This window comes from Streptomyces sp. NPDC001594, assembly GCF_042893675.1.
Classification (GTDB): domain Bacteria; phylum Actinomycetota; class Actinomycetes; order Streptomycetales; family Streptomycetaceae; genus Streptomyces.
Map to the genome: position 1 here is coordinate 224,794 of NZ_JBIAVB010000010.1, position 25,325 is coordinate 250,118.

Sequence of the window (25,325 nt, forward strand, 5' to 3'; positions counted from 1 at the left end):
CTGGTGAAGGGGGTGACTCGGTGGAAAAGGAGGGATCAGCCGTCGACGGAATCCGCCCGCGCCGCAGGCACCGGCACGGGCGCCGCCAGCGCGAGCCCGTACACGTCCAGCAGCCGCTGCGCGCTCCGCGCGATGTCGTAGCGCCGCACCACCGGCGGCGCCGGCAGCCGCCGCGCGCCCGCCTCCATGTGCCCGCGCAGCGCGCCGACCAGTTCCGCGGTGCCGGTGCCGATCCGCCGCGCCCCCGGCGCCTGCGCCGCGGGGAGGTCGTCGACGGCGGGGCAGGTGACGTGCAGCACGGGCAGCCCGGCCGCGAGCGCCTCGACCACGGCCAGCCCGAACGCCTCCTCCCGCGACGGGGACACGAACACGTCCATGGCGGCCAGTAGCGCGGCGATCCCCGGGGTGCGCCCGTCGGGGCCGTCGCCCAGCGGGTCCCGCTCCCCCAGCAGGTGGATCCGCGACTGCGCGCCCAGCTCGGCGGCCAGGCTCCGCAGCGCGGCCCGCTCCGGCCCGTCCCCGGCCAGCAGCAGGTGCGCCCCCGGCAGCGCGGCGACGGCCCGCACGAGGACGTCGAACCGCTTGCCCGGCACCAGCCGGCCGACCCCGCCGACCACGAAGGCCCGTTCGGGCAGCCCGGTCCGGGCACGGGTGGCGCGGCGCACGCCCTCGTCGAAGCGGAAGCGGGCGGCCTCGATCCCGTTCGGGACCACGTGCACCCGGGCGGCCGGCACCCCCCAGCCCTCCAGCCGGGCGGCGACCGTGTCCGACACGGCGACGGTCGCGGCGCCGAGGCGTTCGCTGGCCAGGTAGAGGGAGCGGACCCCGCGCGACAGCGGGCGGCCCTCGATCTCGGCCTCGCCCAGGGAGTGTTCGGTGGCCACCGTCGCGCCGACACCGGCGATCCGGGCGGCGAGACGGCCGTAGACGCAGGCCCGGTACAGGTGGGTGTGGACGAGGTCGTAGCGGCCGCGCCGGATGAACCGGACGAGCCTGGGCAGCGCGCCCAGGTCGCGGTTGCCGCGCATGCCCAGGTGGACCACGCGGACCCCGTCGGCGCGCAGCCCCTCCGCGACCGGACCCGGGTTGGTGAGGGTCAGGACGTCGCACTGCATCGGCATGTGGCGCAGCAGCAGCCGCAGTTGCTGCTCCGCGCCGCCGACTCCGAGTCCGGTGATGACGTGGAGGGCCTTCACCGCAGCACCGGCACCTTCCGCCGCAGCTCGCGCGCCCGGTGCCGCAGCTCCTTGATCCGCATCCGGGCGGCTCCGTCGGCCTGGCTGACGTGCGTGCGGGGCAGGGCGTGGCGGCCGGCGAGGCGGCCGGGGGAGATCGCGCAGGCGTACCCGTAGCCGGCGGCGCGGGTGGCGTCGACGACGCGGGCGTCGAGGTGGCCGTAGGGGTAGCAGAAGCCGTCGGGGAGGGTGCCGGTGATCTCGCGCAGGAGTTCGCGGCTGCCGCGCAGTTCCTGCTGGAGGACGTCGTCGGGAGCGGCGGTGAGGTCCTGGTGGAGCAGTCCGTGGGAGCCGATCTCCTGCCCGGCGGCGGCGACCTCGCGGATCTGCTCGGCGGTGAGGAGGGACTTGCGGGGGCCGAGCGGGTCCCAGACGTTGTCGACGCCGAGCCGGCCGGGCAGGACGAAGAGGGTGGCGGTGAAGGCGTGGCGGCGCAGCAGGGGCAGGGCCCGGGTGAGGAAGTCGGTGTAGCCGTCGTCGAAGGTGAGGCCGACGAGGCCGTGGTCGCGGCCGTTCGCGCGGGCGCGCAGGAGTTCGCCGACGGACACCCCGCGCAGCCCGCGGGAGCCCAGCCACAGCAGCTGGGCTTCCAGGGCGCCGGGGGTGACGGTGATCCCGTAGGGGTCTTCGGCGGGGTCGGTGAACTCGGCGACGGAGTGGTACATCAGGACCCACGGCGATGCGGTCCGGCGGGCGTGGGCCGTCACGGCGGCGGGCGCCGTGTCGGTGTCAGCGGGCATTGCGGAACCTCTGGGTGAGCTGGGTGATCTGGACGGCGGTCTGGGCGGCGAGCTGGGCGATCTGGCCGGGCAGGGCGGTGATCTCGATGGCCCTCATGGCCATGCCGGTGGCCCCGAACATGGCGGGGACGAGCAGGCAGCCGAGGGCGGCGCTGAGCAGCGGGTCGGGGATCATCGGGCCGGCGAGCCAGCCGGTGGCGCAGGCGGAGGCGGCCGCGACGGCGAGCCGGCCGATGCTGACGGCCACGCGGCGGGCCTGGACGGCGATGATGCGGGAGCCGATGCCGGTGAGGAGCAACGCGGCGGTGGCGGTGATGCCGGCGGCGTTGGCGGCGGCGATGCCGTAGGTGCCCCACCAGCCGACGAAGAGGGCTCCGGCGGCGATGTTGACGAACAGCCCGGCGCCCATCGCGAGCGCCGGGAACCAGGTGGGCCGGGCGGTCGAGAAGAAGGGCCGGGACAGGGCGCCGACGAGGCAGTGGCCGAGCAGGCCGAGGCCGTAGACGCGCATGACGGAGGCGGTGGTGACGGTGTCCTGGTGGGTGAAGGCGCCGCGTTCGAAGAGGACTTCGATGATCTGCGGGGCGTAGCCGATGACCAGGGCGGTGCCGAGGAGGACGGCGAGGGAGGCGAGGGCGAGGTCCTGTTCGACGCGCCGGCGGGCCTTCTCGCGTTCACCGCCGGCCATGGCCTGGGCGACGACGGGGAAGGTGACGGTGCAGATCATCAGGGAGAGCACCATCGGCATCTGCGCGACCTTCTGCGCGTAGTTGAGGTGCGAGATGGCGCCGGGGGGCAGGGAGGCGGCGAGGAACCGTTCGACGAGGACCTGGGACTGGCGGAAGACGGCGAAGGAGATGACGGGCGCGATCATCGCGAAGGCGATGAGGGTGGGCCGGTCGCGGTCGCGCTGGCTGCGCGGGGCCCGCCGGGGGCGGGGCGGTCCGAAGCCGACGTTGCGGATGAACGCGGGCAGCTGGACGAGGACCATCAGCAGTCCGCCGACGGCGACCCCGGCGGCGGCGGCCCGCACGCCCCACAGGGTGTGGAGGGCGACCATGGTGCCGATGATGCCGACGTTGTACGAGACGTAGATCGCGGCGGGCGGCAGGAAGGACCGGTGGGCGCGCAGGGCTGCGCTGAAGTATCCGGCGACGCCGAAGGTGAGGACGGTCAGGGCGGTCATCCGGGTGCACTGGACGGCGAGTTCCGGATCGGGCAGGCCGGGCGCCAGGACGCCGACGACCAGGGGCGCGGCGAGGACGAGGACGGAGGCTACGGCGGCGAGGAAGACCATCAGGCGCGGCAGGGTGGCCCCGACGAGCAGGCGTACGGGGTCGGCCGCGCGGGCCTCCTTGCGCGTGAGCCCGGCGCGGCTGGCGGCGCGCCGGGCCAGGGCGTGGCTGAAGGCGGGCACCATCAGCAGGGCCATGGCGTCCTCGATCAGCAGGGTCGAGGCCATCTCGGGGACGGTCCAGGAGATGAGGAAGGCGTCGCTGTCGTGGCCGGCGCCGAAGAGGTGCGCGATGGTCTGGTCGCGGACGAGGCCGAACAGGGCTCCGGCGGCGGTGAGTCCGGCGGTGACGGCGGCGGCCTTGGCGAGGAACCGTCCGAGCGGAGCCGTACCGCTGCCGCTCGGCCTCCCGGGCCCCGACTGCCCGCCGGTCCCACGCCGCCGCGCGGGGCTCCCGGGCCCCGGCTGCCCGGCGGCCCCACGCCGCCGCGCGGGCACGGCCGCCCCCGCCCGACGCCCGGCGTCCTCCCGGGCGGCACCGGGTCCGGACGGACCGGGGCCAGCCGCCCCGGCGGCGGACGGGCCGGGGGCCGGGGGGCGGGGGGCGGGGGGGTCGGGGGGAACAGCGGCGGGGCCCGCGGCCGCGGCGACGTCGGTCGCCGGGGCCGCGGGCCTCCGCCAGGGTGTCGTGTCGGTCACCGGGCGGCCGGCCCGCCCGCGAGACCGGTGGAGGGCAGCGCCCACCAGGCCGCGAGTCCGATGATCACACCGGTCAGCACGGTGGAGGGGCCACCGATGTCCGCGTACAGGAAGTCGGTCAGCTGCCACACGAACAGCCCGGTGGCGATCAGCCCGCAGTCGCGCAGCCCGTCTCCGGACCGGCCCGAACCGCCGGAGGCCACCGCGTACCGGCGCAGCCCCGCGACCAGGAGGGCGGCCCAGCCGCCGGCCAGCGCCAGCAGGCCGACGAGCCCCTGTTCGCCGAGGACCAGCAGGTACATGTTGTGCGGGGAGAGCAGCGGCTGCTTCATGAAGGCCTGCCCGGCCCCGGCGGTGTCGCTGCCGGAGGACAGTCCGAGCGAGGAGTGCCCGTCGCGGTGGGCGGGGAAGCCCTTGAGGCCGACCCCGACGGCGGGCCGCTCGCGCCACATCGACTCGGCGGCGGCCCACATCGTGTAGCGGTCGGTGACCGACTGGTCGGGGGCGCTGGAGACCTGCGTGATGGAGTTCAGCCGCTCGGCGACCATCTCCGAGCCCAGCCCGAGTCCGCCGACGAGGACCACCCCGAGGGCGGTCAGGGCCAGCAGCACCGCCAGCGCCCGGCGGATCCCGGCCAGGCACATCACCAGCAGCGCCGCCCCGGCGGTGGCGATCCAGGCGCCCCGGCTGAAGGAGAGCACCAGCGGGACCACCAGGGCGAGCGCGCAGCCCCCGGCGGCCCGCCGGACCTTGGCGGGCAGTCCGGGGGCGAGGGCGGCGGCGGTGGCGACGACCAGCCCGTACGCGACGACGGTGGCCATGCCCATGACGTCGCCGGGGCCGAAGGTGCCCACGGCGCGGATGTCCTCGCCCTGGTAGGAGGCCCCCGTGTGGGTCGCGTACTGCACGACGCCCACGGCGCCCTGCACCAGTGCGAGCACGACGAAGCACCCGGCGGCCAGCCGGAACTCCAGCGCGCCCCGCACCAGCAGCACCACGGCCGCCGGGACCAGCACGAACACCTGGAGGTAGCGCACGAACCCGGGCAGCGCGGCGTACGGATCCCCCGCGGTCATGGTGGAGACGGCGAGGCCGATCCCCGGCGTCCCGAGCACGAGCACGCCCAGCGGGCTGAGCCGGCGCACCCGCCCGCGCAGGGCCTGGACGGCGCAGACGAGGGCGAGCAGCAGGGAGGCGGCGTCGGCGGGGCCGACCTTCCCGGAGGCGGTGGCGTCACCGGCGGGGAGCGGGGCGAGGAGGAACAGGACGGTCGCGGCGAGCGGCAGCAGCGGCCAGTGCCGGCGCAGCGCGGCGGCGGCGGCCGGGCCGGGCGGGCGTGCGGGTCCGGGGAGGGCGAGGGTCATGGCTCAGCTCCCGCCCAGCCGGAAGCGGAAGAAGGAGGCGGCGGTGCGGGCCAGGATCCACAGGTCCTGCCAGAGCGACCAGGTGTCGATGTAGTGGTTGTCGAAGCGGGCCCGGTCCTCGATGGAGGTGTCCCCGCGCAGCCCGTTGATCTGGGCGAGGCCGGTGATGCCGACGGGCATCCGGTGGCGGGCCTCGTAGCCGGGGTGGACGGTGCTGAACTTGGCAACGAAGAACGGGCGTTCGGGGCGGGGACCGACCAGGCTCATGTCGCCGCGGACCACGTTCCACAGCTGCGGCAGCTCGTCCAGGGAGGACTTGCGCAGGAAGGAGCCGACGGGGCTCATCCGGCGGTCGCCGGCCACGGTCCAGCGGGTGGCGGACTCGTGTGCGTCGGCGCGCAGGGTGCGGAACTTCAGCAGGGTGAAGGGGCGTCCGTAGAGGCCGACCCGTTCCTGACGGAAGATCACCCCGGGTCCGTCGGAGAGCCGTACGGCCAGGGCGCAGGCCCCCATGACGGGGGCGGCGGCGAGCAGGGCCAGCGCGGCGAGCAGGGAGTCGACGATCCGCTTGACGGACCGCTCCAGGGGCCGGGCGGGGCGGGGCAGCAGGGGCTGGACGGCGTGGCCCCACAGCTGGTCGGCGGGCTGGGCGACGCGCATGCCGGTGACCTTGGCGGTGCCGGCGGGGTCGGCGAGCCAGAGCCGGCAGCCGTGGTCGTGGAAGAGGCGGACCAGGGCGGCGGTGCGCTCGTCGGCCTCGGGCGGGCGGGTGAAGACGGCGCAGCGCACGGAGTTCTGGATGACGGCGCGCCGGACGTCCTCGTGGGTGGCGAGTACGGGCAGCGGGCCGCCCTCCCCGTCGGCGGGCTCGGCGGGGTCGGCGATCCCGACGGGCCGCAGTCCGTACTCGGGGCGTCCGTGCAGTGCGGCGGCGACCGCGCCGGCGCCCTCCCCGGGGCCGACGACGAGCGTGGAGACGGGGTGGCGGACGGCGGAGCGGCGCCACACCCGGTGGACGAGCCCGCGTCCCGCGCAGGCCAGGAGGACGTGCAGGCAGACGGCGGTGAGCAGGGCGTTCCAGCCGAGGGCCCGTTCGGGCGCGGCGGCGGCGAGGACGGCGGCGGCCCCGCACCACAGCGCGGCGGCCCGCCCGGCCAGGGCGGGCAGTTCGAGCAGGGCGGAGGGTGCGAGGCGGGGCTGGTAGAGGCCGCCCCGCGCCTGGAGGGCGGCGTTGGCGGCGGCGAGCAGGACGGCGGCCGCCGCCGCGGCCTGGGCCGGGAGCGGCGAGCCGGGCAGGGCGGTCACGGTGACGGCGGCGGCCAGCGCGTCGGCGGCCATCAGCGGGGCGGCGCCCCGGCCGGGCCGGGGCCGGCCCGGGCGGACGGCGGGCCGGGCCCGTTCGGCGCGGGGGCCGCGCGGCGGGTGGATGGCGGTCACGGCACGGCGGGGCTTGGCGGGTGACACGGCGGGTGGGGCGGCCTGTGACACGGAGGCGAAGGCGCTGCCGCCGGCGTGCCCCGTGCCGCTCTGCGCCCCGGTGTGCCGGGCGGCTGCGCTGTCCATCGTCATCGGCTGATGCGCTCCTGGTTCAAGGGCTGGGGGTCCCCCCGGTGGAGCAAGGGGGCGGGCCTGCCCAGCAGTTCGTGGTACAGGCCGGTGACCGCGTCCGTGGTCCGCCGCACGTCGAACTCGCTCCGGGCGTGCTGCTGGGCCTGCTCCCCGAGTTCGGTGAGCAGCCGCGGTTCGGCGAGCAGCCGTCCCAGGGCCTTGGCCAGCGCCGTCGGGTCCTCCGGAGGTACCAGGCAGAGCCGTCCGTGGCCGGACGGCAGGCTCTCCCGCGCACCGCTGACGTCGGAGACCAGGACCGGTCGACCGCAGGCCATGGCTTCGAGGGGGGCGAGCGCCATGCCTTCCCACCGCGACGGCAGTACAACGAGATCGGCGGCCCGAAGCCACGGTCGGATGTCGGCGGCGGCTCCGGCGAAGTGGACTCCGCGGGGTGCGGCGCGGCGCAGCCGTTCGGCGTCGGGGCCCTCGCCGACCAGGGCGAGGCGGGCGCCGGGGACGGTGGCCGAGACCTCGGGCCAGGCGCGCAGCAGGACGTCCTGGCCCTTCTGGGGGCAGAGCCGCCCGACGCAGACCGCGAGGGGGCCGTCCCGGAGGGCGGCGGGCAGCGGGAGCGCGGCGCGGGCCTCGGCGCGGTCGCGGCCGGGGTCGGGGTGGGCGGGGCGGAAGTGGGTGAGGTCGACGCCGTTGCGGATCACCGTCCAGCGGGCGTGGATGCCCTCGGACTCCCCGGCCCGGCGTTCGGCCTCGCTGACGCAGAGCACCCGGTCGGCCCAGCGGGCGCCGGCCCGTTCCCAGCGCAGCGCGAGGGCGGCGGTGGTGCCGCCGACGGCGTCGAAGGACCAGGCGTGGGGCTGGAACACCGTGGGCAGGGAGCCCCGTACGGCCATCCGCCCGGCCAGGCCGGCCTTGGCGCTGTGGGCGTGCAGCAGGTCGGGGCGGGCCCGGCGGACCAGGCGGGCGGCGCCGAGCACCTCGGCCGGCAGCCCGGGACCGGGGGAGCGTCCGGCGCGCCAGGGGAGCACCTCGGCCCCGGCGTCGCGGGCGGCGTCGGCGAGGACGCCGCCGTCCGGGCAGCCGACGACGACGCGCAGCCCGGCGGCGGACTGGGCCCGGGCGAGGTCGGTGACGACCCGTGCGACGCCGCCCTCGACGGGCTGGACGAGGTGCAGGACGGTGAAGGACTGCGCGGCCGGGGAGCCGGCCGGCGAGGGTTGTTTGGGCACGTGGAGCGGTCTCCTGCGCTCAGCGGCGCGCGTCTGTCTGAACGAAGAGCACACCGAGGAATTGACCCTGGCTTTCGCCCGTGAGCCTGAAGTCCAGGCTGTGGGCGCCACCGGACAGGGCGGGACTCAGATCGAACACGTCCGCGTCATATCCGAGATTATTAATATTTTCAGGCTGTCGTACTGTTGCAGGGCGTCCGAATTCCGTGATCGTGGAATTCATGACGTCGTCGAAGGGGTTCTCCGCGTCGCTGACGTTGATCCGGCGCCCGCTGTCGGACGTCACGGTGAGTGAGTCCCCCAGGGCTCCGCGGTCCCCGTCGTACGCGACCACCCCGGCCTTGCCCGCGGCCCCCGGGGGCGCGTCCAGCCCGGCGACCCGCACCGTCTCCGAGGCGGCCTCGCCGGCCCCCGCCGCGAGGGACTCGAAGCCGTCCCACAGCGAGATCCGGCGCAGCGGCTCCTGCGGGTGCTCGTAGGCGACCACCAGCGTCCAGCCGCCCCAGGCGCCCACCTCCGAGTGCCCCATGGCCACGTTGAGCTGGGCCACGGTCCACATCCCCGCGCCACCCTTGCGCACCAGCGGGGTGACATCGGCCGAGGCCTGATAGGCGTCGCTGCCCGCGTCGGTGCGGTGTCCGATCACGGTGTCGGCGAGCACCGCCTTGTACGCGCCCCCGGGCTCGGCGACCAGGACGCGGCCGTTGTCCTCCGGCGGCTTCTGCTCCCCGACCCGCAGGTTCCCGCCCCAGTACAGCCGGGCGTACGAGACCTTCGCGCCCCGCGGGACCTTGAGCTCGGCCCGGGTGGAGTTGTAGGTGTCGGGGTCCTTGTCGACCTCGTCGTAGAACATCTCGAAGTCCCCGTTGGTCCCGGCCGCGCCCTTCTTGACCTCGGCGCACGGCTCGGCCTTCGGGGACTCCTCGCGGCGGCAGCTGATCGCCGAGTTCGAGGCCCGGACCAGCCCGCCGTGCAGCTCGGCCTGGTAACGCTGGGTGAACGGGATCCGGGGCATTTCGCGCGCCTTGACGGGAACCGCGGCACCCGCCGAAGGGACGTGCGCGGAAAGCACGAGGCAGGACAGCAGACCGAGTGCGCCGAGGATTCTGCGGGAGGAACCCATGACCCCGTCTCCATTTTCGATCAAGGGGACAAAACAGGAGTGAACTTTGTCAGAAATCGGGCTGGAAATCACGTCGGACTCGCTCGTACGGCCTTTCGGGCGATAGCACGCACCCTGCCGGTGGGCGGGTCGTTATGCCGGTGCATCGCTGTTCGAAGTTCGAACCGAAAGGAATACGGAGATGAAGAAGAGGCTGATGCGCGGCACGACGGTGGCCCTCGCGGGCGCCGCCCTGCTGATGGGCGGCGCGGGCCTCGCCTCCGCGCAGGGCGGCGACGGCGCGACGGCGGAAGGCGTCGCCGCGGGCTCCCCCGGCGTGCTGAGCGGCAACCTCGTCCAGGTCCCCGTCGACGTGCCGGTCAACGTCTGCGGCCTCACCGCCCAGCTGGTCGGACTGCTGAACCCGGCCTTCGGCAACCAGTGCGTGAACGCCTGAACGTCAACCGCGCCGCCCGAAACGGCGGCATCCGGGTGAAGCGACGCAACCCGAGCCCGAGCCGGGCCGTTGATCCGGGTGCTCCCCGTACCGGGCAATCCTGCAAAAAAGGGATGATCATGATCAAGAAGCTTGTCGCCGGCGCAGCGGTTGCCGCCTCCACCGTCGGCCTCGGTGCCGCCATGGCCCCGCAGGCGATGGCCATCGGCAACGACAACGGCATCAACACCGTGAACGGCAACAACTCCGCGCAGATCTACGGCAACCAGGCCACCTACGGCAACATGAGCCCGCAGATGGCACTGATCCAGGGCTCCTTCAACAAGCCCTGCATCGCCCTGCCGGCCAAGGTCAACGCCCAGTCGATCCTGGCCCTGGTCAACGTCGGCGTCCAGGACATCCCGGTCCTGTCCAGCCCGCAGAACCAGCAGTGCACCGAGAACTCCACCCAGGCCAAGGGCGACGAGGCCCTCTCGCACATCCTGGACAACATCCCGGTCCTCTCCGGCAACGTCTCCTCCGGCAGCTGACCGAGGCCGCACCGCGAGGCCGCCGCACCCCCGGGGTCGCGGCGGCCTCGCCGCGTATCGGGACCCGGAATTCCCCCGCCGGTAAATACGGACCGAATTTCCCCGAACGCACCTCCGGAGCATCGGAGTGAATTGGCCGACACCCCTCGGAAATACCGGGATTCCGCGGTTTCTTTTCTCCGGCCCACTCGTTGTTGTCTATGCAGCGGACAGACCTCTGCGGGAAGGATCGAATTCAGATGAAGTACAAGAAGGCAGTGGTGATGGCCGCCGGCGTTCTCGTCGCCGCCGGTGCCGCCTCCCCCGCCATGGCCGACTCGGTCGCCGACGGCAAGGCCGTCGGCTCCCCCGGCGTGGGCTCCGGGAACGTGGTGCAGGTCCCCATCCACATCCCCGTGAACGTCTGCGGCAACACCGTCAACGTGATCGCGCTGCTGAACCCCGCGTTCGGCAACACCTGCGTCAACGACTGACGAAGCGCCTGCGCCCGCAAGGGCAAACCTCCTCGGGTGGCCTCGGAGTGCACGGCGGTGCACTCCGAGGCCACCTTCGATTCAGCACCGGCCCCCGCGCCGGTAGACAGGGAAGGACCCATGCGACAGGTACTGAGCCGACAGGTACTGGGCAAGGGGGTGCTCACGGCTGCGGCCGCCTCGAGTCTGCTGTCGATCGCGACCGGCGCGGCCTACGCGCATCCCGGGGCGATGGCGGAGGCCTCGCATTCACCGGGCGTGCTGTCCGGCAACAGCGTCTCGGTACCCATCACCTTGTCGCCGAACGTGTGCGGCAACAGCGTGGACGGGGGTGCCGCGCTCAACCCCGCCATGGGCAACACCTGCGCCACCTCGACCGGCTCGGACGCCGGCCACCACGACTACGAGCGCTACCTGAGCCCCGAGAACGCCGAGGCCTTCCGGCACTACCTCGAGGAGCGCGAGAGCGGCCGGCACGCGCTGCCCGCGCAGCGCGGGGAGGACGAGGGCGGCTACGGGGAGCGCGGCGACGAGGGCCCCCGCGCACACGCCCCCCGGCACGCGGCCCCCCGCCCCGGGCAGGCCCGCCCCGAGGCCCCGCGCCCCGAGGCCCCCAAGCACGCGGCGCCCCGTCCCGAAGCCCCGCGCCACGCCGCGCCCCGCCACGACGACGGCCGCCACGAGGAGGACCGCGGCCCGCGCGGCGGGAAGGAGGAGTGCGACGACCACCCGCCCGCCCCCCACGCGCAGCCCCCGGCCCCGCACCCGGCGCCCCCCGCGCCCGCGCCGCACCACCCGAAGCCCAAGCCGAAGCCGAAGCCGGCCCCCGCGCCCCGGCCCGCGCCCGCCCCGGCCCCGCCCGTGAAGGCCCCCGTGCCGCCGCAGGAGCACGCCGAGACGCTCCCGGCCCCGGTCGAGGAGCAGCCGCACACCCTCCCCGCCCCGGCGGCGGAGCAGCCGCACACCCTCCCGGCGCCCGCGCCCGCCCCGGCCCCCGAGGCGCAGCCGGTCCCCGCGCCGCCCGCGCAGGAGGTCCCGGCGCCCCGGCCCCCGCACGGCAGCCAGCCCCAGTGGCCGGCCCCCGCGCCCGTACCGGACGTCGCCCCGCCGGCCGACCAGCCCCCGGCCGCCCCGGCGGGCGACCTCCCGGTGCACCTGCCCCCGGCGCCCGCGCCCGCTCCGGCACCCGCTCCCGTCACCGCCCCGCCGGTGACCCTCCCCGCGCCCGCCCCGGCGCCGGCCCCCGCCCACGCGGGGCCGCAGCTGGCGGCCACCGGCGCGGGTGAGCTGGGCGCCATGGCGGCCCTCGCCTCGGCGCTCGTCCTCGGCGGCGCCATTCTCTACCGGAGGTCCGCGGCCGCCTGACCGGGAATACCGGTAATCGGAAGAAATATCGGCCGGAGAATCCACCGTCGGATTCTCCGGCCGCTGCCGTGCGTCCGCCCGGCCGGCGTTTCCGGAACGGCCGGGAATCGTTACGCAGGACGAAAGCGGCGAGCCGGTCGCCGCTGACTCCTCGGTCCACGAAAAGAAGAGGATTTCGACAATGAAGCTCTCCCAGGTCGCCGCCGTCGTCGTCGGCTCCGTCGCCGCACTCGGCGCCACGGCCCCCGCCTTCGCGGCCGACGCCCCCGCCATGCCCCCCATGAGCGCGACGGGCGGAGTGACCGAGGTGCTGAACGCGGTGAACCCCGTCTCCGAGGCGCTCCCCCAGACGGCGGGCAACGCACTGGCCGAGCAGGGCGACACGGTCGGCAAGGTGGTCCACACCGCGCAGAGCGTCAACAAGATCCGCAACGACGTGCCCGGTACGGCCCTGGGCCTGGCGAACGGCGCGACCAAGGCCTCCCCGCTCCTCGGCGGAGTGGAGCTCAACGGCGGCAAGTGACGCCGGGGGGCCGCCGTTCGAGGCTCCCGACACGACCGTGGGCGCCACCGGCGAGGCCGGTGGCGCCCACGGTCACGTGGTGCCGACTGCGTGGAACGTCAGTCGTTGACGCAGACGTTGCCGAACGCCGGGTTCAGGGCGCCGATGAGGTTCACGGAGTTGCCGCAGACGTTGACCGGGACGTGAACCGGAACCTGGACCAGGTTGCCCGAGAGGACACCCGGGGAGCCCACGGCCGCACCCTCGGCCTGGGCGTCGGCGGAAGCGGCACCGGCGGCACCGGCCACGGCGAGACCAGCGGAGGCCAGGGCCACGGCGGCCTTCTTGGCAGCAGAGTTCATGGGGAGTGCACCTTCTCGTTCGAATGTCCTGCCCCGGTCCCGGGGCTCACACCGAGCGAAACGGTCCACCATCCCAGACGACACGGCCGACGGCCAGATCTGACCTGTTCAGCCCAATAGTCGTAACCATCCTGCCCGTCGGGGCGCCGCGGCCGGCCGCTAGTTGGAGATGGGGATGTCGGGGATCTCGACGTCGGGGACGCTCGGCACGGCCGGGACGGCCGGGACGGCCGGCGCCGCCCCGGGCACCGCCGGGACCGCGGGCACCGCGGGCACGGTGACCGGGAGGTCGGGCAGTTTGGGGACGGTGACCGGCAGGTCCGGCAGTTTGACGTCGGGGATCTTGATCTCGGGGAGCTTCGGCAGCTCGATCGGTGGGATCTTGATCCCGCCGAGCAGGCCCGTGAGCGAGTTCAGCAGGTCCGACAGGGTCTTGGTGAGGCCGGCCAGGAGGTCGTCGATCGGGCCGGCCGCGACCCGCTCCCGCGATTCCGCCGCCTCCTCCAGCCGTTCGATCTGCTGCTGCACGGCCGCCGCCTTCCGTTCGACGGCGGCGGCGCCCTGGCCGTCCGCGGCGCCCGCCGGGACGGCCGCGCCGGACAGTATGACGACGGCGAGGGCCGACGGGACGAGGACGCGGAGACGGGACGCCTTGGTGGAGTGCATGGGGAATCCTTCGGGGTGGTCGCGCAAGCGGACCGGAGTAGTCCACTTACTCACCCACCGTGCGAACACCCTCGACGGAGCGCAACCGGAGCCCGGGCGCCGCCGCGCGCGCATGGTGCTGCGTACGGGCTTCGCGCAGGTGTCCGCAGCGGTCTCACCCGCCCTGGGGAAAACCCGGGCCCGTACGGGCCGTTTGAGTGAAGCAGCGCAACCATGCCCCCCGGCGGCCGGTTGATCAGGGCGCTCCACTAGCGGGCACTCGTGCGACAAAAGGATCGATGATGCTCAAGAAGATCATGACCGCCGCCGCGGTCTCCGCCGTTGCCGTCGGCGCCGGCGCCGCCGCCGCCGCCCCGGCCATGGCCATCGGCAACGACAACGGGGTCAACACCGTCAACGGCAACGGTTCCCAGCAGATCTACGGCAACCAGAAGACCGCCGGCGACATGAGCCCCCAGCTCAGCCTGGTCCAGGGCACCCTCAACAAGCCCTGTGTCGGCCTGCCGGTCAAGGTCAACGCCCAGTCGCTGGTCGCCCTGCTCAACATCGGTGTCCAGGACATCAACGTCCTGTCCAACCCGCAGAACCAGCAGTGCACCGAGAACTCGACCCAGGCCAAGGGCGACGAGCCGCTCTCGCACATCCTGGACAACATCCCGGTCCTCTCCGGCAACGTCTCCTCCGGCAGCTGACCGAGCTCCACCCCTCCTGGTCTAGGGCCGCGTCAGCCCGTGGAGCGCAGTGAAGAGGGCCCCGGCGGCGTCCAGCCGCCGGGGCCCTCGCACGCGTGGGGCCGCCCCCGTCACCCGGTCCAGAAGTCCCACCACCGGGTCAGGACCAGCATCCCGATCACCCCGAGGTGCAGGGCGGGCGGGGCCCAGCCGAAGTCGGCGAAGAACGCCCGCAGCGGGGCGGGCGCGGGCAGCCGGCCGGTACGGACGTTGTGGGCCGTGACCGCCCAGAACATCAGCAGGGTCGCCGTCCAGGCCAGGCAGCACCACAGGCACAGGGCGTTGATCTCGTAGAGCGACTGGACCATCAGCCAGGCGCAGAAACCGGTGCCGAAGGCGGTGCCGGCGTTCAGTCCCAGCCAGAACCAGCGGCGGTGGCGGGCTCCGGCGAGCAGCCCGGCGCCGACGCAGACCACGACCCCGTAGGCGGCCAGTCCGAGCATCGGGTTGGGGAAGCCGAAGACGGCGGCCTGGGCACTCTTCATGACGCTGCCGCACGAGACGACGGGGTTGAGGCTGCACGCGGGCTTGAAGTCCGGGTCCTCCAGCAGGAGGAACTTGTCGAGGGTGATCACCCAGGAGGCCAGCAGCCCGGCGGCCCCGGTGGCCACCAGCAGCCAGGCCAGGGACCGGGGGGCGTCCGGTTCGCCCTCGGAGCGGGTACCGGAGCGCCGCCGCTGGCGCGGGACGTCCACTGTGTTCGTTGCCATGCTGCCCATAGTCCCGCGTACCGCCGCAAACCCTCACTAACATGGGCCATTCCTGGGCAAGTTGACCTGAAGGGGTGGCGGGAACCCCTGACGCTTCCCGGACGTTTTACCGAATCCCGGACGTGATGTCAGAGCCAGGGGCTACGTTGTGCTTCCGCGAAGTGACAAGCTGCGACGGCCTGGAGCCCACCTTGAGCGATCCGTACGAGACAACCGAGGCGCACCTCGAGCGACTCCTGGGCCGCGCCCTCAACTCCTTCGACCTTCCCGACGCGTTGGTCGAGCGCCTCGGCAGCGCGCTCGCCCACAGCTCCTCCCTCTACACCACGCACCACAGCCCTTCGGCGGGGCTGTGGCGGGAGACCCACCGGCACACCTACCTGCTCGCCGACGGTGAGACGGCCTCCCTGTGGGAGCTGGCGTACCGGATGAGGGGGGAGCGCGTCAGCCGGCACGAGGTGTTCGCCGGGCGGGACGAACTCACCCTGGCCGGGGCCCGGCTGTTCGGCGAGGCCGCGGCGGACCCGGTCCTGACCCCGCCGCCCGGTCCGGACGGGGCCGAGGAGGAGGCGCGGGGCTGGGGCGCGGACGGCACGCAGGAGGATCTGGCCCTGCTGAGCGCCCTGTTCGCCGTCCAGGATCCGCGGGAGCGGCACCGCGAGTACGCGGTGGAGGACTCCGCCGACCATGCCCGCCGGGTGCTGCGGCGCGCGGAGAACGCCGACCGCCCCGGGCAGGAGACGGCGGAGCTGCTGCGGTCGGCGTACGCGCACCAGATCACCCAGGCCTTCGGCGGCCGGCAGTGCCTGGCCGACGGGCGGGACGCGGGATTCAGCCTGTACGAGCACGCGTTCGTCCTGCTGGACGGGACCGAGCTCAGCCTGTGGGAGGTCGAGCACACGGCCACGCCGGACGGGCGGCACATGTGCGAGGTCTACGGGAGCGAGGCCGCCGCGCGCGGGGCGATGGAGCTGCGCACGCGGGTGCGTTAGCGCCGGGGCGTCCGGTCGAGGGGCAGGTCCAGGGGGAGGTCGCGGGTGATGCGGACCTCCTCCGGGCGCAGGTCCGCCGGGGCCGGCATCGCGCTGCCGGGCAGGCCGACGGCGGCCGCGCCGTGGGCCAGGGCGGCGGCGAGGGCGGCGGGGCCGTGGCCGCCGGCGACGAGGAAGCCGGCCAGGGCGGCGTCGCCCGCGCCGACGTCGCTGCGGACGGCGGCGACCGGCGCCGTCCCGTGGAAGGCGCCCTCCGCGTCGACCAGGAGCCGGCCCTGCGGGCCGAGGGAGGCCAGGACCGCGCCGGCGCCCCGTGCGACCAGTTCCCCGGCGGCCTTGACGGCGTCGCCGAGGGTGGCCAGGGGGCGGCCCACCGCCTCGGCGAGCTCCGCCGCGTTCGGCTTGATCAGGTCCGGGCCGGCCGGCAGGGCGGCGAGCAGCGCCGGGCCGGAGGTGTCGAGGGCGACGCGAGCCCCCGTCTGCCGGGCCCCCGCGACGAGTTCGGCGTACCAGCCGGGGCCCGGGCCGGGCGGCAGGCTGCCGCAGCAGGCGATCCACTCGGGGCCGCCCGCGCAGGTGCGGACGGTGTCCAGCAGCAGGGCGGCCTCCCGCGCGGAGAGTTCCGGCCCCGCCGCGTTGACCTTCGTCAGGGTGCCGTCGGGTTCGGCCAGGGAGATGTCGGAGCGGGTCTGCCCGGCGATCGAGACGGCGGTGACGTCCACGCCCTGGGCGCCCAGGAGTTCGGCGAGCAGGGCGCCGGGGGTGCCGCCGAGCGGGAGCACGGCGGTGGTGGGCACGCCGGCCGCGGCGACGGCCCGTGAGACGTCGACCCCCTTGCCGCCGGGCTCGACCCGGTCACCGGCGGCGGCCCGGAGCACCTCGCCGCGGCCCAGCGGGGGGATCTCGTAGGTCCGGTCGAGGGAGGGGTTGGGGGTGACGGTGAGGATCATACGAGCACGACTTCCGTACCGGCGGCCTCGATGGCCGCCTTCTCGGCCGGGGCGAGCCCGGTATCGGTGATCAGGAGGGAGACGTCGGCGAGGGAGCCGAAGCGGGCGAAGCGTTCCTGGCCGGCCTTGGCGGAGTCGGCGAGCAGCACCACCCGGCGGGCGGCGGCGATCGCGGCCCGCTTGACGGCGGCCTCGGCCAGGTCGGGGGTGGTCAGTCCGGCCCGGACGCCGAAGCCGTTGGTGGCGAGGAAGAGGACGTCGGCGTGGATCTCGGCGTAGGCGCGCAGCGCCCAGGCGTCGACGGCGGCCCGGGTGCGGTGCCGGATCCGGCCTCCGACCAGGTGGAGGTCGACGCCGGTGTGGCCGGCGAGGCGGGCGGCGACGGGCAGGGCGTGGGTGACCACGGTGAGGGCGGTGTCGAGGGGGATGCGGTCGGCGAGGCGGGCGACGGTGCTGCCGGCGTCGAGGATGGCGCTGCCGCCGGCCGGAAGCTCGGCGAGGGCCGCGGCGGCGATGCGGTCCTTCTCGTCCCCGGCGGTGGCCTCGCGGGCGGTGAGGTCGGGCTCGAAGCCGAGGCGGCCGGCCGGGATGGCTCCGCCGTGCACCCGGCGCAGCAGTCCGGCCCGGTCGAGGGCGGTGAGGTCGCGGCGGACGGTCTCGGCGGTGACCTGGAAGCGCCCGGCGAGGGAGAGCACGTCGACCCGTCCGGCCTCGCGGGCCAGGCGGAGGATCTCCTGCTGGCGCTCGGGGGCGTACATGTGGGTTTGCTTCCACTCTCTGTCCGTTCGGGCGGGCTCTTCCCCCACCGTACGCCCAGAAGGGGCATAAACCAAGAAAAACGGACATGTCCGGCCACAGGGGCGGACATGTCCGTGAGGTGCGCCCGGGACGCCCGGCAGCGGACTCAGGCCTGAGCGGCCTGCTCCACGGCGCCCTCGCGCTCCGCGAGCGGGACCTGCTTGCGCGGCAGGACGAACATCACCGCGAAGATCACGACGAGCACCGCCACGACCCACCACAGCGCGCCGCGGAAGGCCTCGACGTAGGGCGCGCCGAGGAGCCGGTCGTCCTCGATCGACCCGAAGAAGACCACGGAGGTCAGGGCGAGGCCCAGGGCGTTGCCCATCTGGCCGGTGGTGTTGATCAGGCCGGAGGCCGAGCCGGCGTGCTCGCGCGGCACCTGGGACAGGATGGTGTCGTTCAGCGGGGCGACGATCAGGCCCATGCCGATGCCCATGACGATCAGCGGGGCGGCCATCTGCCAGGAGGCGATCTCCATGCCGTAGCGGTGGGACTCCCAGATGTAGAGGAGCAGGCCCGCGGCCATGACCAGCGCGCCGGCCTGGAGCACCTTGCGGCCGAAGCGGGGGACGAGCTTCTCGACGGAGAGGCCGGCGGCGACGGACACGGCGATGGAGAAGGGGATGCCGGTACAGCCGGCGCGCAGCGGGGTCCAGCCGAGGCCCATCTGCATGTAGAGCGTCCAGACCAGGAAGAAGATGCCGGTGGCCAGGCCGAAGGCCAGCTGGACGGTGACGCCGCCGGCGAAGCTCTTGACCTGGAAGAGGGAGAGCTCGACGAGGGGCGAGCCGTCCTTCTTGATCTTGTACTTCTCGTACGCGATGAACAGGGCGAAGACGAGCGGCGAGGCGACCATGCAGACGAAGCCCCACACCGGCCAGTCGTTCTCCCGGCCCTGGGTGAGCGGGTAGATCAGCAGGACCAGGGCGAGGGTCGCCAGGACGACGCCGACCAGGTCCAGGCGCAGGGCCTTGGGGGCCTTGGACTCGGAGATGTACTTGCGGCCCAGGATCACGGCGGCGATGCCGACGGGCAGGTTGATCAGGAAGATCGTGCGCCATTCGAGGCCGAAGAGGTTCCACTCGGTGAGCAGCGCGCCCAGCAGCGGTCCGGAGACCGCGCCGAGGCCGACGATCGCGCCGAACATACCGAAGACCTTGCCGCGCTCGTGCGGCGGGAAGGTGACGTGGATGATCGCGAGGACCTGCGGGACCATCATCGCCGCCATGGCGCCCTGGAGCAGGCGGGAGGCGACGAGCATGCCCGGGTCGGCCGCGATGCCGCAGAGCAGCGAGGCGGCGGTGAAGCCGGCGACGCCCACGAGGAAGAGGCGCTTGCGGCCGTAGATGTCACCGAGACGGCCGCCGGTGATCAGGCCGGCGGCGAAGGCGAGCGCGTAGCCCGCCGTGATCCACTGGATCGCGCTGGTCGAGGCGCCGAAGTCCTGGCGCATGCTGGGTATCGCGATGTTGACGATCGTGACGTCGACCAGGTCCATGAAGGACGCGGTCATCACGATGGCCAGCGCCAGCCAGCGCAGGCGGTCGGCCGGGGCGTCGGGGGTGGCGGGGCCGTCGGCGGCGTCGGATGCCGGCGCGGCGGCCGCCTTCCCCTCTTCTCGTACGGGCCCGTTCTCTCTTTCGGGCGATGCTGTGGGCGTCTCGGTGCTCATGGGGAGAAACGTAGACCCCATCTAGGCCAGAATGTGTCCTATTTACCTGGCAATCTTGAAGGATGAACGACACACCCGCCCGGCTGCTGACCCTGCTGTCCCTGCTCCAGACCCCGCGCGAGTGGCCGGGCAGCGAGCTGGCGGAGCGGCTGGGCGTGAGCGCGCGGACCATCCGGCGCGACATCGAGCGGCTGCGGGAACTGGGGTACCCGGTGGAGGCCACGTTGGGGGCGGTCGGCGGGTACCGGCTGGTGGCGGGCGCGGCGATGCCGCCGCTGCTGCTGGACGACGAGGAGGCCGTGGCCATCGCGGTGGGGCTGCGGGCGGGGGCCGGGCATGCGATCGAGGGGGTCGAGGAGGCCTCCGTGCGGGCGCTGGCCAAGCTGGAACAGGTGCTGCCGGCCCGGCTGCGCCGCCGGGTGGGGGCGCTGCAGTCCGCCACGGTGGCGGTGACCCGGGGCGACGGGCCGAGCGTGGACCCGCGGACGCTGACGGCGATGGCCGCGGCGGTGGCGGGGCCGGAGCGGCTGCGGTTCGCCTACCGGGCGCGGGACGGGGTGGACTCGCGGCGGCTGGTGGAGCCGTACCGGCTGGTCAGCACGGGCAGCCGGTGGTACCTGGTGGCCTTCGACCTGGAGCGGGGGGACTGGCGCACCTTCCGGGTGGACCGGGTGAGCGAGCCGTACCCGACGGGGGCGCGGTTCACCCCGCGGCCGCTGCCGATGGAGGCGGCGGAGTTCGTGCGGCGCGGGCTGCGGGGCGGGGAGACCTATCCGGCCGACGTGTCCTTCGCGGCGCCGCCGCACGAGCTGCCGGGGTGGCTGCGGGAGGGGGCGGTGGCGGAGGGGCCGGGGTCGCGGGTGCGTTTCGAGAGCGGGGACGCGCCGGAGTGGCTGGCGGCGCGGCTGGCGCTGACGGGGCTGGAGTTCACGGTGCGGGGGCCGGAGTTCCTGCTCCGGGCGGCGGGCGCGCTGGCCGAGCGGCTGGCCGGGGCGGCGGGCGGGGCCGGGTAGGGGGGAGCCCCGGCACCTGGGGGGGATAGGCACCGGGGCTCGTCTCGGGGGCTTCGGCCGGCCGTCAGGCCACGGCGTCGAAGCCGGTGTCGCGGGCCATCCGCTTGAGCTCCAGCAGGGCGTGCTTCTCGATCTGGCGGATCCGCTCGCGGGTGAGACCGTGCTGCTTGCCGACCTCCGTCAGGGTCCGCTCGCGGCCGTCCTCGATGCCGTAGCGCATCTTGAGGATCGACGCCGTGCGCTGGTCGAGCTTGCCGAGGAGGTCCTCCAGCTCCTCGCTGCGCAGCAGCGCGAGCACGGACTGCTCGGGGGAGATCGCGGCGGTGTCCTCCAGCAGGTCGCCGAACTGGGTGTCGCCCTCGTCGTCCACCGACATGTTCAGGCTCACCGGGTCGCGCGCCCAGTCCAGCACGTCGCCGACGCGCTTCTCGGTGGTGTCCAGCTCGGCGGCGATCTCCGCGTGCTCCGGGTCGCGGCCGTTCTCGCGGTTGAACTCGCGCTGGACGCGGCGGATGCGGCCGAGCTCCTCCACCAGGTGGACGGGGAGGCGGATGGTGCGGGACTGGTCGGCGATGGAGCGGGTGATGGCCTGGCGGATCCACCAGGTGGCGTACGTGGAGAACTTGAAGCCCTTGGTGTAGTCGAACTTCTCCACGGCGCGGACCAGGCCCGCGTTGCCCTCCTGGATCAGGTCGAGGAGGGGCAGTCCGCTGCGCGGGTAGCGGCGGGCGACGGCGACGACGAGGCGGAGGTTGGACCGGATGAAGACCTCCTTGGCCCGCTCCCCCTCGGCGGCCAGGGCCTCCAGCTCCTCGCGCGCGGGGGTCTCCCCGTCGCGCTCGACCTCTCCGTCGAGGATCTGCCGGGCGTAGACGCCCGCCTCGATGATCTGTGAGAGCTCCACTTCCCGGGCGGCGTCGAGCAGCGGGGTGCGCGCGATCTCGTCCAGGTACATGCCGACCAGGTCGCGGTCGACGATCTCGCCGCCCGCGGCGCGGGCGCTGCTCGTGGACTGACGACGGGCGACGGCGCGGGTTGCCATGCGGTGCTCCCTTGCGATGCGATGAACGGTCGCGGTGCGTCTTCGGACACTCTCCCGAGTGCCCGCTTCCGAGGGAAACAACGACTGGAATCGGGACAGAATTCCCACACGCCTCCCTCTTTCCCGGGATCTTGCAGTATCCTGCCCCGCCGCCACCCCGGCCGGGTGGTTCCGGCGGCCCGCGAGAACCGGTAGAGGTGCAGGTCAGGCCGGTACCGGGGCGATCCGGACGGTCCGCGCGGCCGGGTCGCCGATGAGACCGCCGTCACACGCGTCACGGCCGCCCCGACACCGTCCGCGGGCTGCACTCCCGCCCCCCAAGACGATCCGCACCGGCTTCTGGTTGCCTGCCGTGCACCCGTTCGCACGGATGTGGGCGTCTTCAGCCGAACTGCACCGACCGCTTCGACAGGCCCATCCAGAAGCCGTCCACCGGCGTGCTCTGCGCGTCCAGGTCGGATCCGGCCGCGCCGAGGGTGACGAACAGCGGGGCGAAGTGCTCCGTGCGGGGGTGGGCCAGGCGGCCGGCCGGGGACTTCGCCTCGAAGTCGAGCAGGGCGTCCACGTCGCGGGCGGCCAGGGCCTCGCCGCCCCAGGCGTCGAACTCCGCCGACCAGCCGGGAACACCGGTGTGCCGCAGGGCGGCCAGGTTGTGGGTGAAGAAGCCGCTGCCGACGATCAGGACGCCCTCGTCGCGCAGCGGGGCGAGCCTGCGGCCGAGGTCCATCAGGCGGGCGGGGTCCAGGGTGGGCAGGGAGATCTGGAGGACCGGTACGTCGGCCGCCGGGTACATCTCGACGAGGGGGACGTACGCGCCGTGGTCCAGCCCGCGGTCGGGGATGTCCTGGACCGGGGTGCCGGGCGCCTTCAGCAGGGCGCGGACCGAGGCGGCGAGCTCCGGGGCGCCGGGGGCGTCGTAGCGGACCCGGTAGTAGTGCTCGGGGAAGCCCCAGAAGTCGTACACGAGCGGGGCGCGCTCGGTGGCGCCGAGGGCGAGCGGGGCCTCCTCCCAGTGCGCGGAGACCATCAGGATCGCCCGGGGCCGGGGCAGCTCCGCCGACCAGGCGGCCAGCTCGGCGGGCCACAGCGGGTCGTCGGCGAGCGGCGGGGCGCCGTGGCTGAGGTAGAGCACCGGCATCCGGGCGGGGGCGGGGACTGCGGGGGTGGTCATCGGGCGCTCCTCGGGCCAGTCGGCACGTCGTCCACGGGGAGGGCTCACTCGATTCACCCGAAAAGACCGACCCCGCTCCGTTCAAATTTGAACGAAGCGGGGTGCTCAGTCATTCCCGCGCACGCGCCCCCGTCAGTGGGCGATCACCGGAACGGGCAGCTCGGCGTCCTCGGAGGCCGCGCCGGAACCGGCGGCCACCGGGCCGCCCTGGCCGGGACGGCCGGTGTTGATCAGGGTGAACGCGAGGGCCGCGCTGACCGCGAGGATGCCCACGGCCCACCAGATCGCCGCGGAGTAGCCCTCCACCATGGCCTGCGCCTGGACCAGCTTCCCCGCGACCCCGCCCGCCGCGGCCTGGGCCGCGTGGTCGGTCAGGTAGGCGGTGGTCGCCGAGGCGGCGATGGTGTTCAGCAGGGCGGTGCCGATCGCGCCGCCGACCTGCTGCGAGGTGTTGACCATGGCGGAGGCCACGCCGGCGTCGGCCGGGTTCACCCCGTACGTGGCCAGGGACATGGCCGGCATGAACGCGGTGCCCATGCCGAGGCCCAGCAGCAGCTGCGCCGGCAGGATCAGCGCCGGGTAGGAGGAGCCGACCTCCAGCTGGGTCAGCAGCAGCATGCCGGTGGCGGCGAGCAGGAAGCCCGGGCCCATCAGCAGCCGCGGCGCGACCCGGGTCATCAGGCGGGCGCCGATCTGGGTGGAGCCCGTGATCATGCCCGCGATCATCGGCAGGAAGGCGAAACCGGTCTTGACGGGCGAGAAGCCCTTCACGACCTGGAGGTAGTAGGTCAGGAACAGGAACAGGCCGAACATCGCGATGACGGCGAGGCCGAGCGAGAGGTAGACACCGCCGCGGTTGCGCTCCAGCAGGACGCGCAGCGGCAGCAGCGGGGACTTGACCTTGGACTCGACGGCGACGAAGGCCGCGAGCAGCACGACGGAGGCGACGAACAGGCCGACGGTGGTCCCGTCCGTCCAGCCGGCGGACTCGGCGCGGGTGAACCCGTAGACGAGGGAGACCAGGCCGAGGGTCGAGAGGACCACGCCGGGGATGTCGAGGCGGGCGCTGTTGCGGGAGCCGGCCGGCTCGCGGACGACCATCCAGGCACCCGCGGCCGCGACGATCGCGAAGGGGATGTTGACGAAGAAGGTCCAGCGCCAGTTGAGGTACTCGGTCAGGAAGCCGCCGAGGATCAGGCCGACGGCGCCGCCGCCGCCCGCGATCGCGCCGTAGATGCCGAAGGCCTTGGCGCGCTCCTTGGCGTCGGTGAAGGTGACCGCCAGCAGCGACAGCGCGGCCGGGGCGAGCAGTGCGCCGAAGGCGCCCTGGAGGGCGCGGGCGCCCAGCATCATCGCCTCGCCGTTCGCGGCGCCGCCGAGGGCGGAGGCCAGGGCGAAGCCGACGAGACCGGTGATGAAGGCGTTCTTGCGGCCCCACTTGTCGGCGATGCGGCCGCCGAAGAGGAGCAGGCCGCCGAAGGCGAGCGCGTAGGCGGTGATGACCCACTGCCGGTTGCCGTCGGAGATGCCGAGGTCGGTCTGCGCGGAGGGCAGGGCGATGTTCACGATGGTCGCGTCGAGGACGACCATCAGCTGCGCCAGCGCGATGAAGACCAGGGCCTTCCAGCGACTGGGGTCGGCGGCGGCAGCGGCAGCCGGCGGGGCGGACGCGGCTGTTTTGGACATGGGGGTACCCACTTCACTGTGCGGAAAGAACGGAATGACTGCGGAATGACTGAAGAAGAAAGGAAACGACAGGTATGGAGCGAAAAGAGGCGGTTTTTCGAGACTACGGAAGCAGCGGGCGCCGCGTCACATGGTTTTCCGGCTGAGGTCCTGCAACGTGACGGCCGTACCGGGGAGTTGGGAGCGGGCCGGGGCCCGCAGCCCGTCGAGGAAGAGCTGGAGGTGGCGGTGGACGAACCCGCTCACCATCGTGCAGTCGGTCCCGGGGAGGGGGCGGGCGAGCTGGGACAGGGCGAGCATCAGGTCACCGGTGCCGATGTCGGCGCGGAGCAGGCCCGCGCTCTGGCCGGCGGCGACCAGGTGGTCCACGGCGGCCCCCAACGCCTCGCGCGCGGCGAGGAGTTCGGGGTGGTCGTGGTCGAAGCCGTCGGTGAGCATCGGGCACAGGGCGCCGATCCGCTCGTCGGCCGCGGCGTGGGTGAAGCGACACAGGGCCGCGAAGGCGTCCGGCTCCTCGGCGAGGGCGTCCTCGGCCTGGGCGGTCACCCGGTCCATCACGTAGAGCACCACGTGGTGGACGAGGTCGGCCCGGTCGGGGAAGTGCCGGTACAGGGTGGCGTTGCCGATCCCGGCCCGGCGGGCGATCTCGTCGAGGGGGGCGTCCGCACCGAACTCCACGAACATCTCACGGGCCGCGCCGAGGATCCGCTCCCGGTTGCGCACCGCGTCGGCGCGGGGCTTGGGCACCCGGGTGGCGGCGGCGGTGGAGCTCTGCATGTCCGGGCCTCCCTGGGCTGGACTCGTGCGGCCGGACCCCGAACCGGGGACTGGATCCCCGCTTGTGGGGACTCTCTTGCAAACGGGGAAACAGTCCCCGGTTATTTCACTCCTTAGTGTGACCCGCATCACACCCGAATCCTGCGGTTTCATCCCGTTTGGACGCTTTCGGCGCGCGGGCGTGTCGCAGCCGAAGGAGGGTGAGCGCACAGAGAGCAGTCCGGACCCGGCCGGCTGCCGCGCACCCGAAGGCGATCTC

The 25,325-nt window shown here is 74.0% G+C and carries 25 protein-coding genes; 8 read left to right on the top strand and 17 right to left on the bottom strand.

Translation table 11 applies throughout. From position 1 onward, the window contains the following. Positions 1 to 35: 35 nt before the first annotated feature. The 7 genes from ACFY0O_RS21335 to ACFY0O_RS21365 form a co-directional block, all read right to left on the bottom strand. A complete protein-coding gene (locus tag ACFY0O_RS21335) occupies positions 36 to 1,196 on the bottom strand; it encodes a glycosyltransferase (RefSeq protein WP_388948638.1) in 1,161 nt (386 codons plus the stop codon). Further along, positions 1,193 to 1,975: a polysaccharide deacetylase family protein gene (locus tag ACFY0O_RS21340; protein ID WP_388948641.1), complete on the bottom strand. Its 783-nt coding sequence runs from the start codon at positions 1,973 to 1,975 to the stop codon at positions 1,193 to 1,195. Before ACFY0O_RS21340 ends, ACFY0O_RS21335 begins: the two co-directional genes overlap by 4 nt. Beyond that, positions 1,965 to 3,707, bottom strand: a complete 1,743-nt coding sequence (locus tag ACFY0O_RS21345; protein ID WP_388948643.1) for a lipid II flippase MurJ — start codon at positions 3,705 to 3,707, stop codon at positions 1,965 to 1,967. Before ACFY0O_RS21345 ends, ACFY0O_RS21340 begins: the two co-directional genes overlap by 11 nt. A 197-nt stretch (positions 3,708 to 3,904) precedes the next feature. Next, positions 3,905 to 5,272: an O-antigen ligase family protein gene (locus ACFY0O_RS21350; RefSeq protein ID WP_388948646.1), complete on the bottom strand. Its 1,368-nt coding sequence runs from the start codon at positions 5,270 to 5,272 to the stop codon at positions 3,905 to 3,907. Positions 5,273 to 5,275: 3 nt separating this feature from the next. Beyond that, complete coding sequence (locus tag ACFY0O_RS21355) at positions 5,276 to 6,835, bottom strand: exopolysaccharide biosynthesis polyprenyl glycosylphosphotransferase (protein WP_388948896.1); 1,560 nt, start codon at positions 6,833 to 6,835, stop codon at positions 5,276 to 5,278. Positions 6,836 to 6,837: 2 nt separating this feature from the next. Then, positions 6,838 to 8,064 (bottom strand): glycosyltransferase, encoded by a 1,227-nt coding sequence (locus ACFY0O_RS21360; RefSeq protein WP_388948649.1) that lies wholly within the window; start codon positions 8,062 to 8,064, stop codon positions 6,838 to 6,840. Between the two features lie 19 nt (positions 8,065 to 8,083). Beyond that, positions 8,084 to 9,187, bottom strand: coding sequence for a DUF3344 domain-containing protein (locus ACFY0O_RS21365; protein ID WP_388948651.1), 1,104 nt, complete (start codon positions 9,185 to 9,187; stop codon positions 8,084 to 8,086). A gap of 181 nt (positions 9,188 to 9,368) precedes the next feature. Here ACFY0O_RS21365 and ACFY0O_RS21370 point away from each other — a divergent pair, with 181 nt between their 5' ends. The 5 genes from ACFY0O_RS21370 to ACFY0O_RS21390 all read left to right on the top strand — a co-directional run bounded on the left by ACFY0O_RS21370 (position 9,369) and on the right by ACFY0O_RS21390 (position 12,514). After that, on the top strand, positions 9,369 to 9,623 hold the full coding sequence (locus ACFY0O_RS21370; protein WP_358897248.1) for a chaplin: 255 nt from the start codon (positions 9,369 to 9,371) through the stop codon (positions 9,621 to 9,623). Between the two features lie 119 nt (positions 9,624 to 9,742). Beyond that, positions 9,743 to 10,153, top strand: a complete 411-nt coding sequence (locus ACFY0O_RS21375; RefSeq protein ID WP_358897246.1) for a rodlin — start codon at positions 9,743 to 9,745, stop codon at positions 10,151 to 10,153. A gap of 239 nt (positions 10,154 to 10,392) precedes the next feature. Continuing rightward, the gene (locus tag ACFY0O_RS21380) at positions 10,393 to 10,626 is read left to right on the top strand and encodes a chaplin (RefSeq protein WP_358897244.1); all 234 of its coding nucleotides are present in this window, start codon (positions 10,393 to 10,395) and stop codon (positions 10,624 to 10,626) included. Positions 10,627 to 10,746: 120 nt separating this feature from the next. After that, positions 10,747 to 11,991, top strand: a complete 1,245-nt coding sequence (locus ACFY0O_RS21385; RefSeq protein ID WP_388948655.1) for a chaplin family protein — start codon at positions 10,747 to 10,749, stop codon at positions 11,989 to 11,991. A 181-nt stretch (positions 11,992 to 12,172) separates the two neighbouring features. Next, on the top strand, positions 12,173 to 12,514 hold the full coding sequence (locus ACFY0O_RS21390) for a hypothetical protein (protein ID WP_358897240.1): 342 nt from the start codon (positions 12,173 to 12,175) through the stop codon (positions 12,512 to 12,514). A gap of 98 nt (positions 12,515 to 12,612) precedes the next feature. Here ACFY0O_RS21390 and ACFY0O_RS21395 read toward each other — a convergent pair whose 3' ends face one another. Next, positions 12,613 to 12,855 (bottom strand): chaplin, encoded by a 243-nt coding sequence (locus tag ACFY0O_RS21395; RefSeq protein WP_388948658.1) that lies wholly within the window; start codon positions 12,853 to 12,855, stop codon positions 12,613 to 12,615. A gap of 159 nt (positions 12,856 to 13,014) precedes the next feature. Continuing rightward, positions 13,015 to 13,521, bottom strand: coding sequence for a hypothetical protein (locus ACFY0O_RS21400; RefSeq protein WP_388948661.1), 507 nt, complete (start codon positions 13,519 to 13,521; stop codon positions 13,015 to 13,017). A gap of 281 nt (positions 13,522 to 13,802) precedes the next feature. On the opposite strand from ACFY0O_RS21400, the gene ACFY0O_RS21405 reads away from it, so the two are divergent. Further along, positions 13,803 to 14,213, top strand: a complete 411-nt coding sequence (locus ACFY0O_RS21405) for a rodlin (RefSeq protein ID WP_358897234.1) — start codon at positions 13,803 to 13,805, stop codon at positions 14,211 to 14,213. A gap of 110 nt (positions 14,214 to 14,323) precedes the next feature. Here ACFY0O_RS21405 and ACFY0O_RS21410 read toward each other — a convergent pair whose 3' ends face one another. After that, a complete protein-coding gene (locus ACFY0O_RS21410) occupies positions 14,324 to 14,962 on the bottom strand; it encodes a vitamin K epoxide reductase family protein (RefSeq protein WP_388948663.1) in 639 nt (212 codons plus the stop codon). A gap of 191 nt (positions 14,963 to 15,153) precedes the next feature. Here ACFY0O_RS21410 and ACFY0O_RS21415 point away from each other — a divergent pair, with 191 nt between their 5' ends. Then, on the top strand, positions 15,154 to 15,954 hold the full coding sequence (locus ACFY0O_RS21415; RefSeq protein WP_388948666.1) for a DUF6227 family protein: 801 nt from the start codon (positions 15,154 to 15,156) through the stop codon (positions 15,952 to 15,954). Here ACFY0O_RS21415 and pfkB read toward each other — a convergent pair. The 3 genes from pfkB to ACFY0O_RS21430 all read right to left on the bottom strand — a co-directional run bounded on the left by pfkB (position 15,951) and on the right by ACFY0O_RS21430 (position 19,377). Beyond that, on the bottom strand, positions 15,951 to 16,904 hold the full coding sequence (gene pfkB / locus ACFY0O_RS21420) for a 1-phosphofructokinase (protein ID WP_388948669.1): 954 nt from the start codon (positions 16,902 to 16,904) through the stop codon (positions 15,951 to 15,953). The genes ACFY0O_RS21415 and pfkB overlap by 4 nt on opposite strands. Beyond that, a complete protein-coding gene (locus tag ACFY0O_RS21425) occupies positions 16,901 to 17,662 on the bottom strand; it encodes a DeoR/GlpR family DNA-binding transcription regulator (RefSeq protein ID WP_358897226.1) in 762 nt (253 codons plus the stop codon). Before ACFY0O_RS21425 ends, pfkB begins: the two co-directional genes overlap by 4 nt. Before the next feature lie 146 nt (positions 17,663 to 17,808). Continuing rightward, complete coding sequence (locus tag ACFY0O_RS21430) at positions 17,809 to 19,377, bottom strand: MFS transporter (RefSeq protein ID WP_388948671.1); 1,569 nt, start codon at positions 19,375 to 19,377, stop codon at positions 17,809 to 17,811. Between the two features lie 62 nt (positions 19,378 to 19,439). On the opposite strand from ACFY0O_RS21430, the gene ACFY0O_RS21435 reads away from it, so the two are divergent. Then, positions 19,440 to 20,390: a helix-turn-helix transcriptional regulator gene (locus ACFY0O_RS21435; protein WP_388948673.1), complete on the top strand. Its 951-nt coding sequence runs from the start codon at positions 19,440 to 19,442 to the stop codon at positions 20,388 to 20,390. A gap of 64 nt (positions 20,391 to 20,454) precedes the next feature. Here ACFY0O_RS21435 and ACFY0O_RS21440 read toward each other — a convergent pair whose 3' ends face one another. From ACFY0O_RS21440 to ACFY0O_RS21455, 4 genes are all read right to left on the bottom strand, one after another. Further along, positions 20,455 to 21,432, bottom strand: coding sequence for a sigma-70 family RNA polymerase sigma factor (locus ACFY0O_RS21440; RefSeq protein ID WP_358897220.1), 978 nt, complete (start codon positions 21,430 to 21,432; stop codon positions 20,455 to 20,457). Positions 21,433 to 21,814: 382 nt separating this feature from the next. After that, positions 21,815 to 22,603 (bottom strand): dioxygenase, encoded by a 789-nt coding sequence (locus ACFY0O_RS21445; protein ID WP_388948676.1) that lies wholly within the window; start codon positions 22,601 to 22,603, stop codon positions 21,815 to 21,817. 132 nt (positions 22,604 to 22,735) lie between these two features. Then, on the bottom strand, positions 22,736 to 24,289 hold the full coding sequence (locus ACFY0O_RS21450; protein WP_388948679.1) for an MFS transporter: 1,554 nt from the start codon (positions 24,287 to 24,289) through the stop codon (positions 22,736 to 22,738). A gap of 126 nt (positions 24,290 to 24,415) precedes the next feature. Next, a complete protein-coding gene (locus ACFY0O_RS21455) occupies positions 24,416 to 25,066 on the bottom strand; it encodes a TetR/AcrR family transcriptional regulator (RefSeq protein WP_388948681.1) in 651 nt (216 codons plus the stop codon). Positions 25,067 to 25,325: the final 259 nt, after the last annotated feature.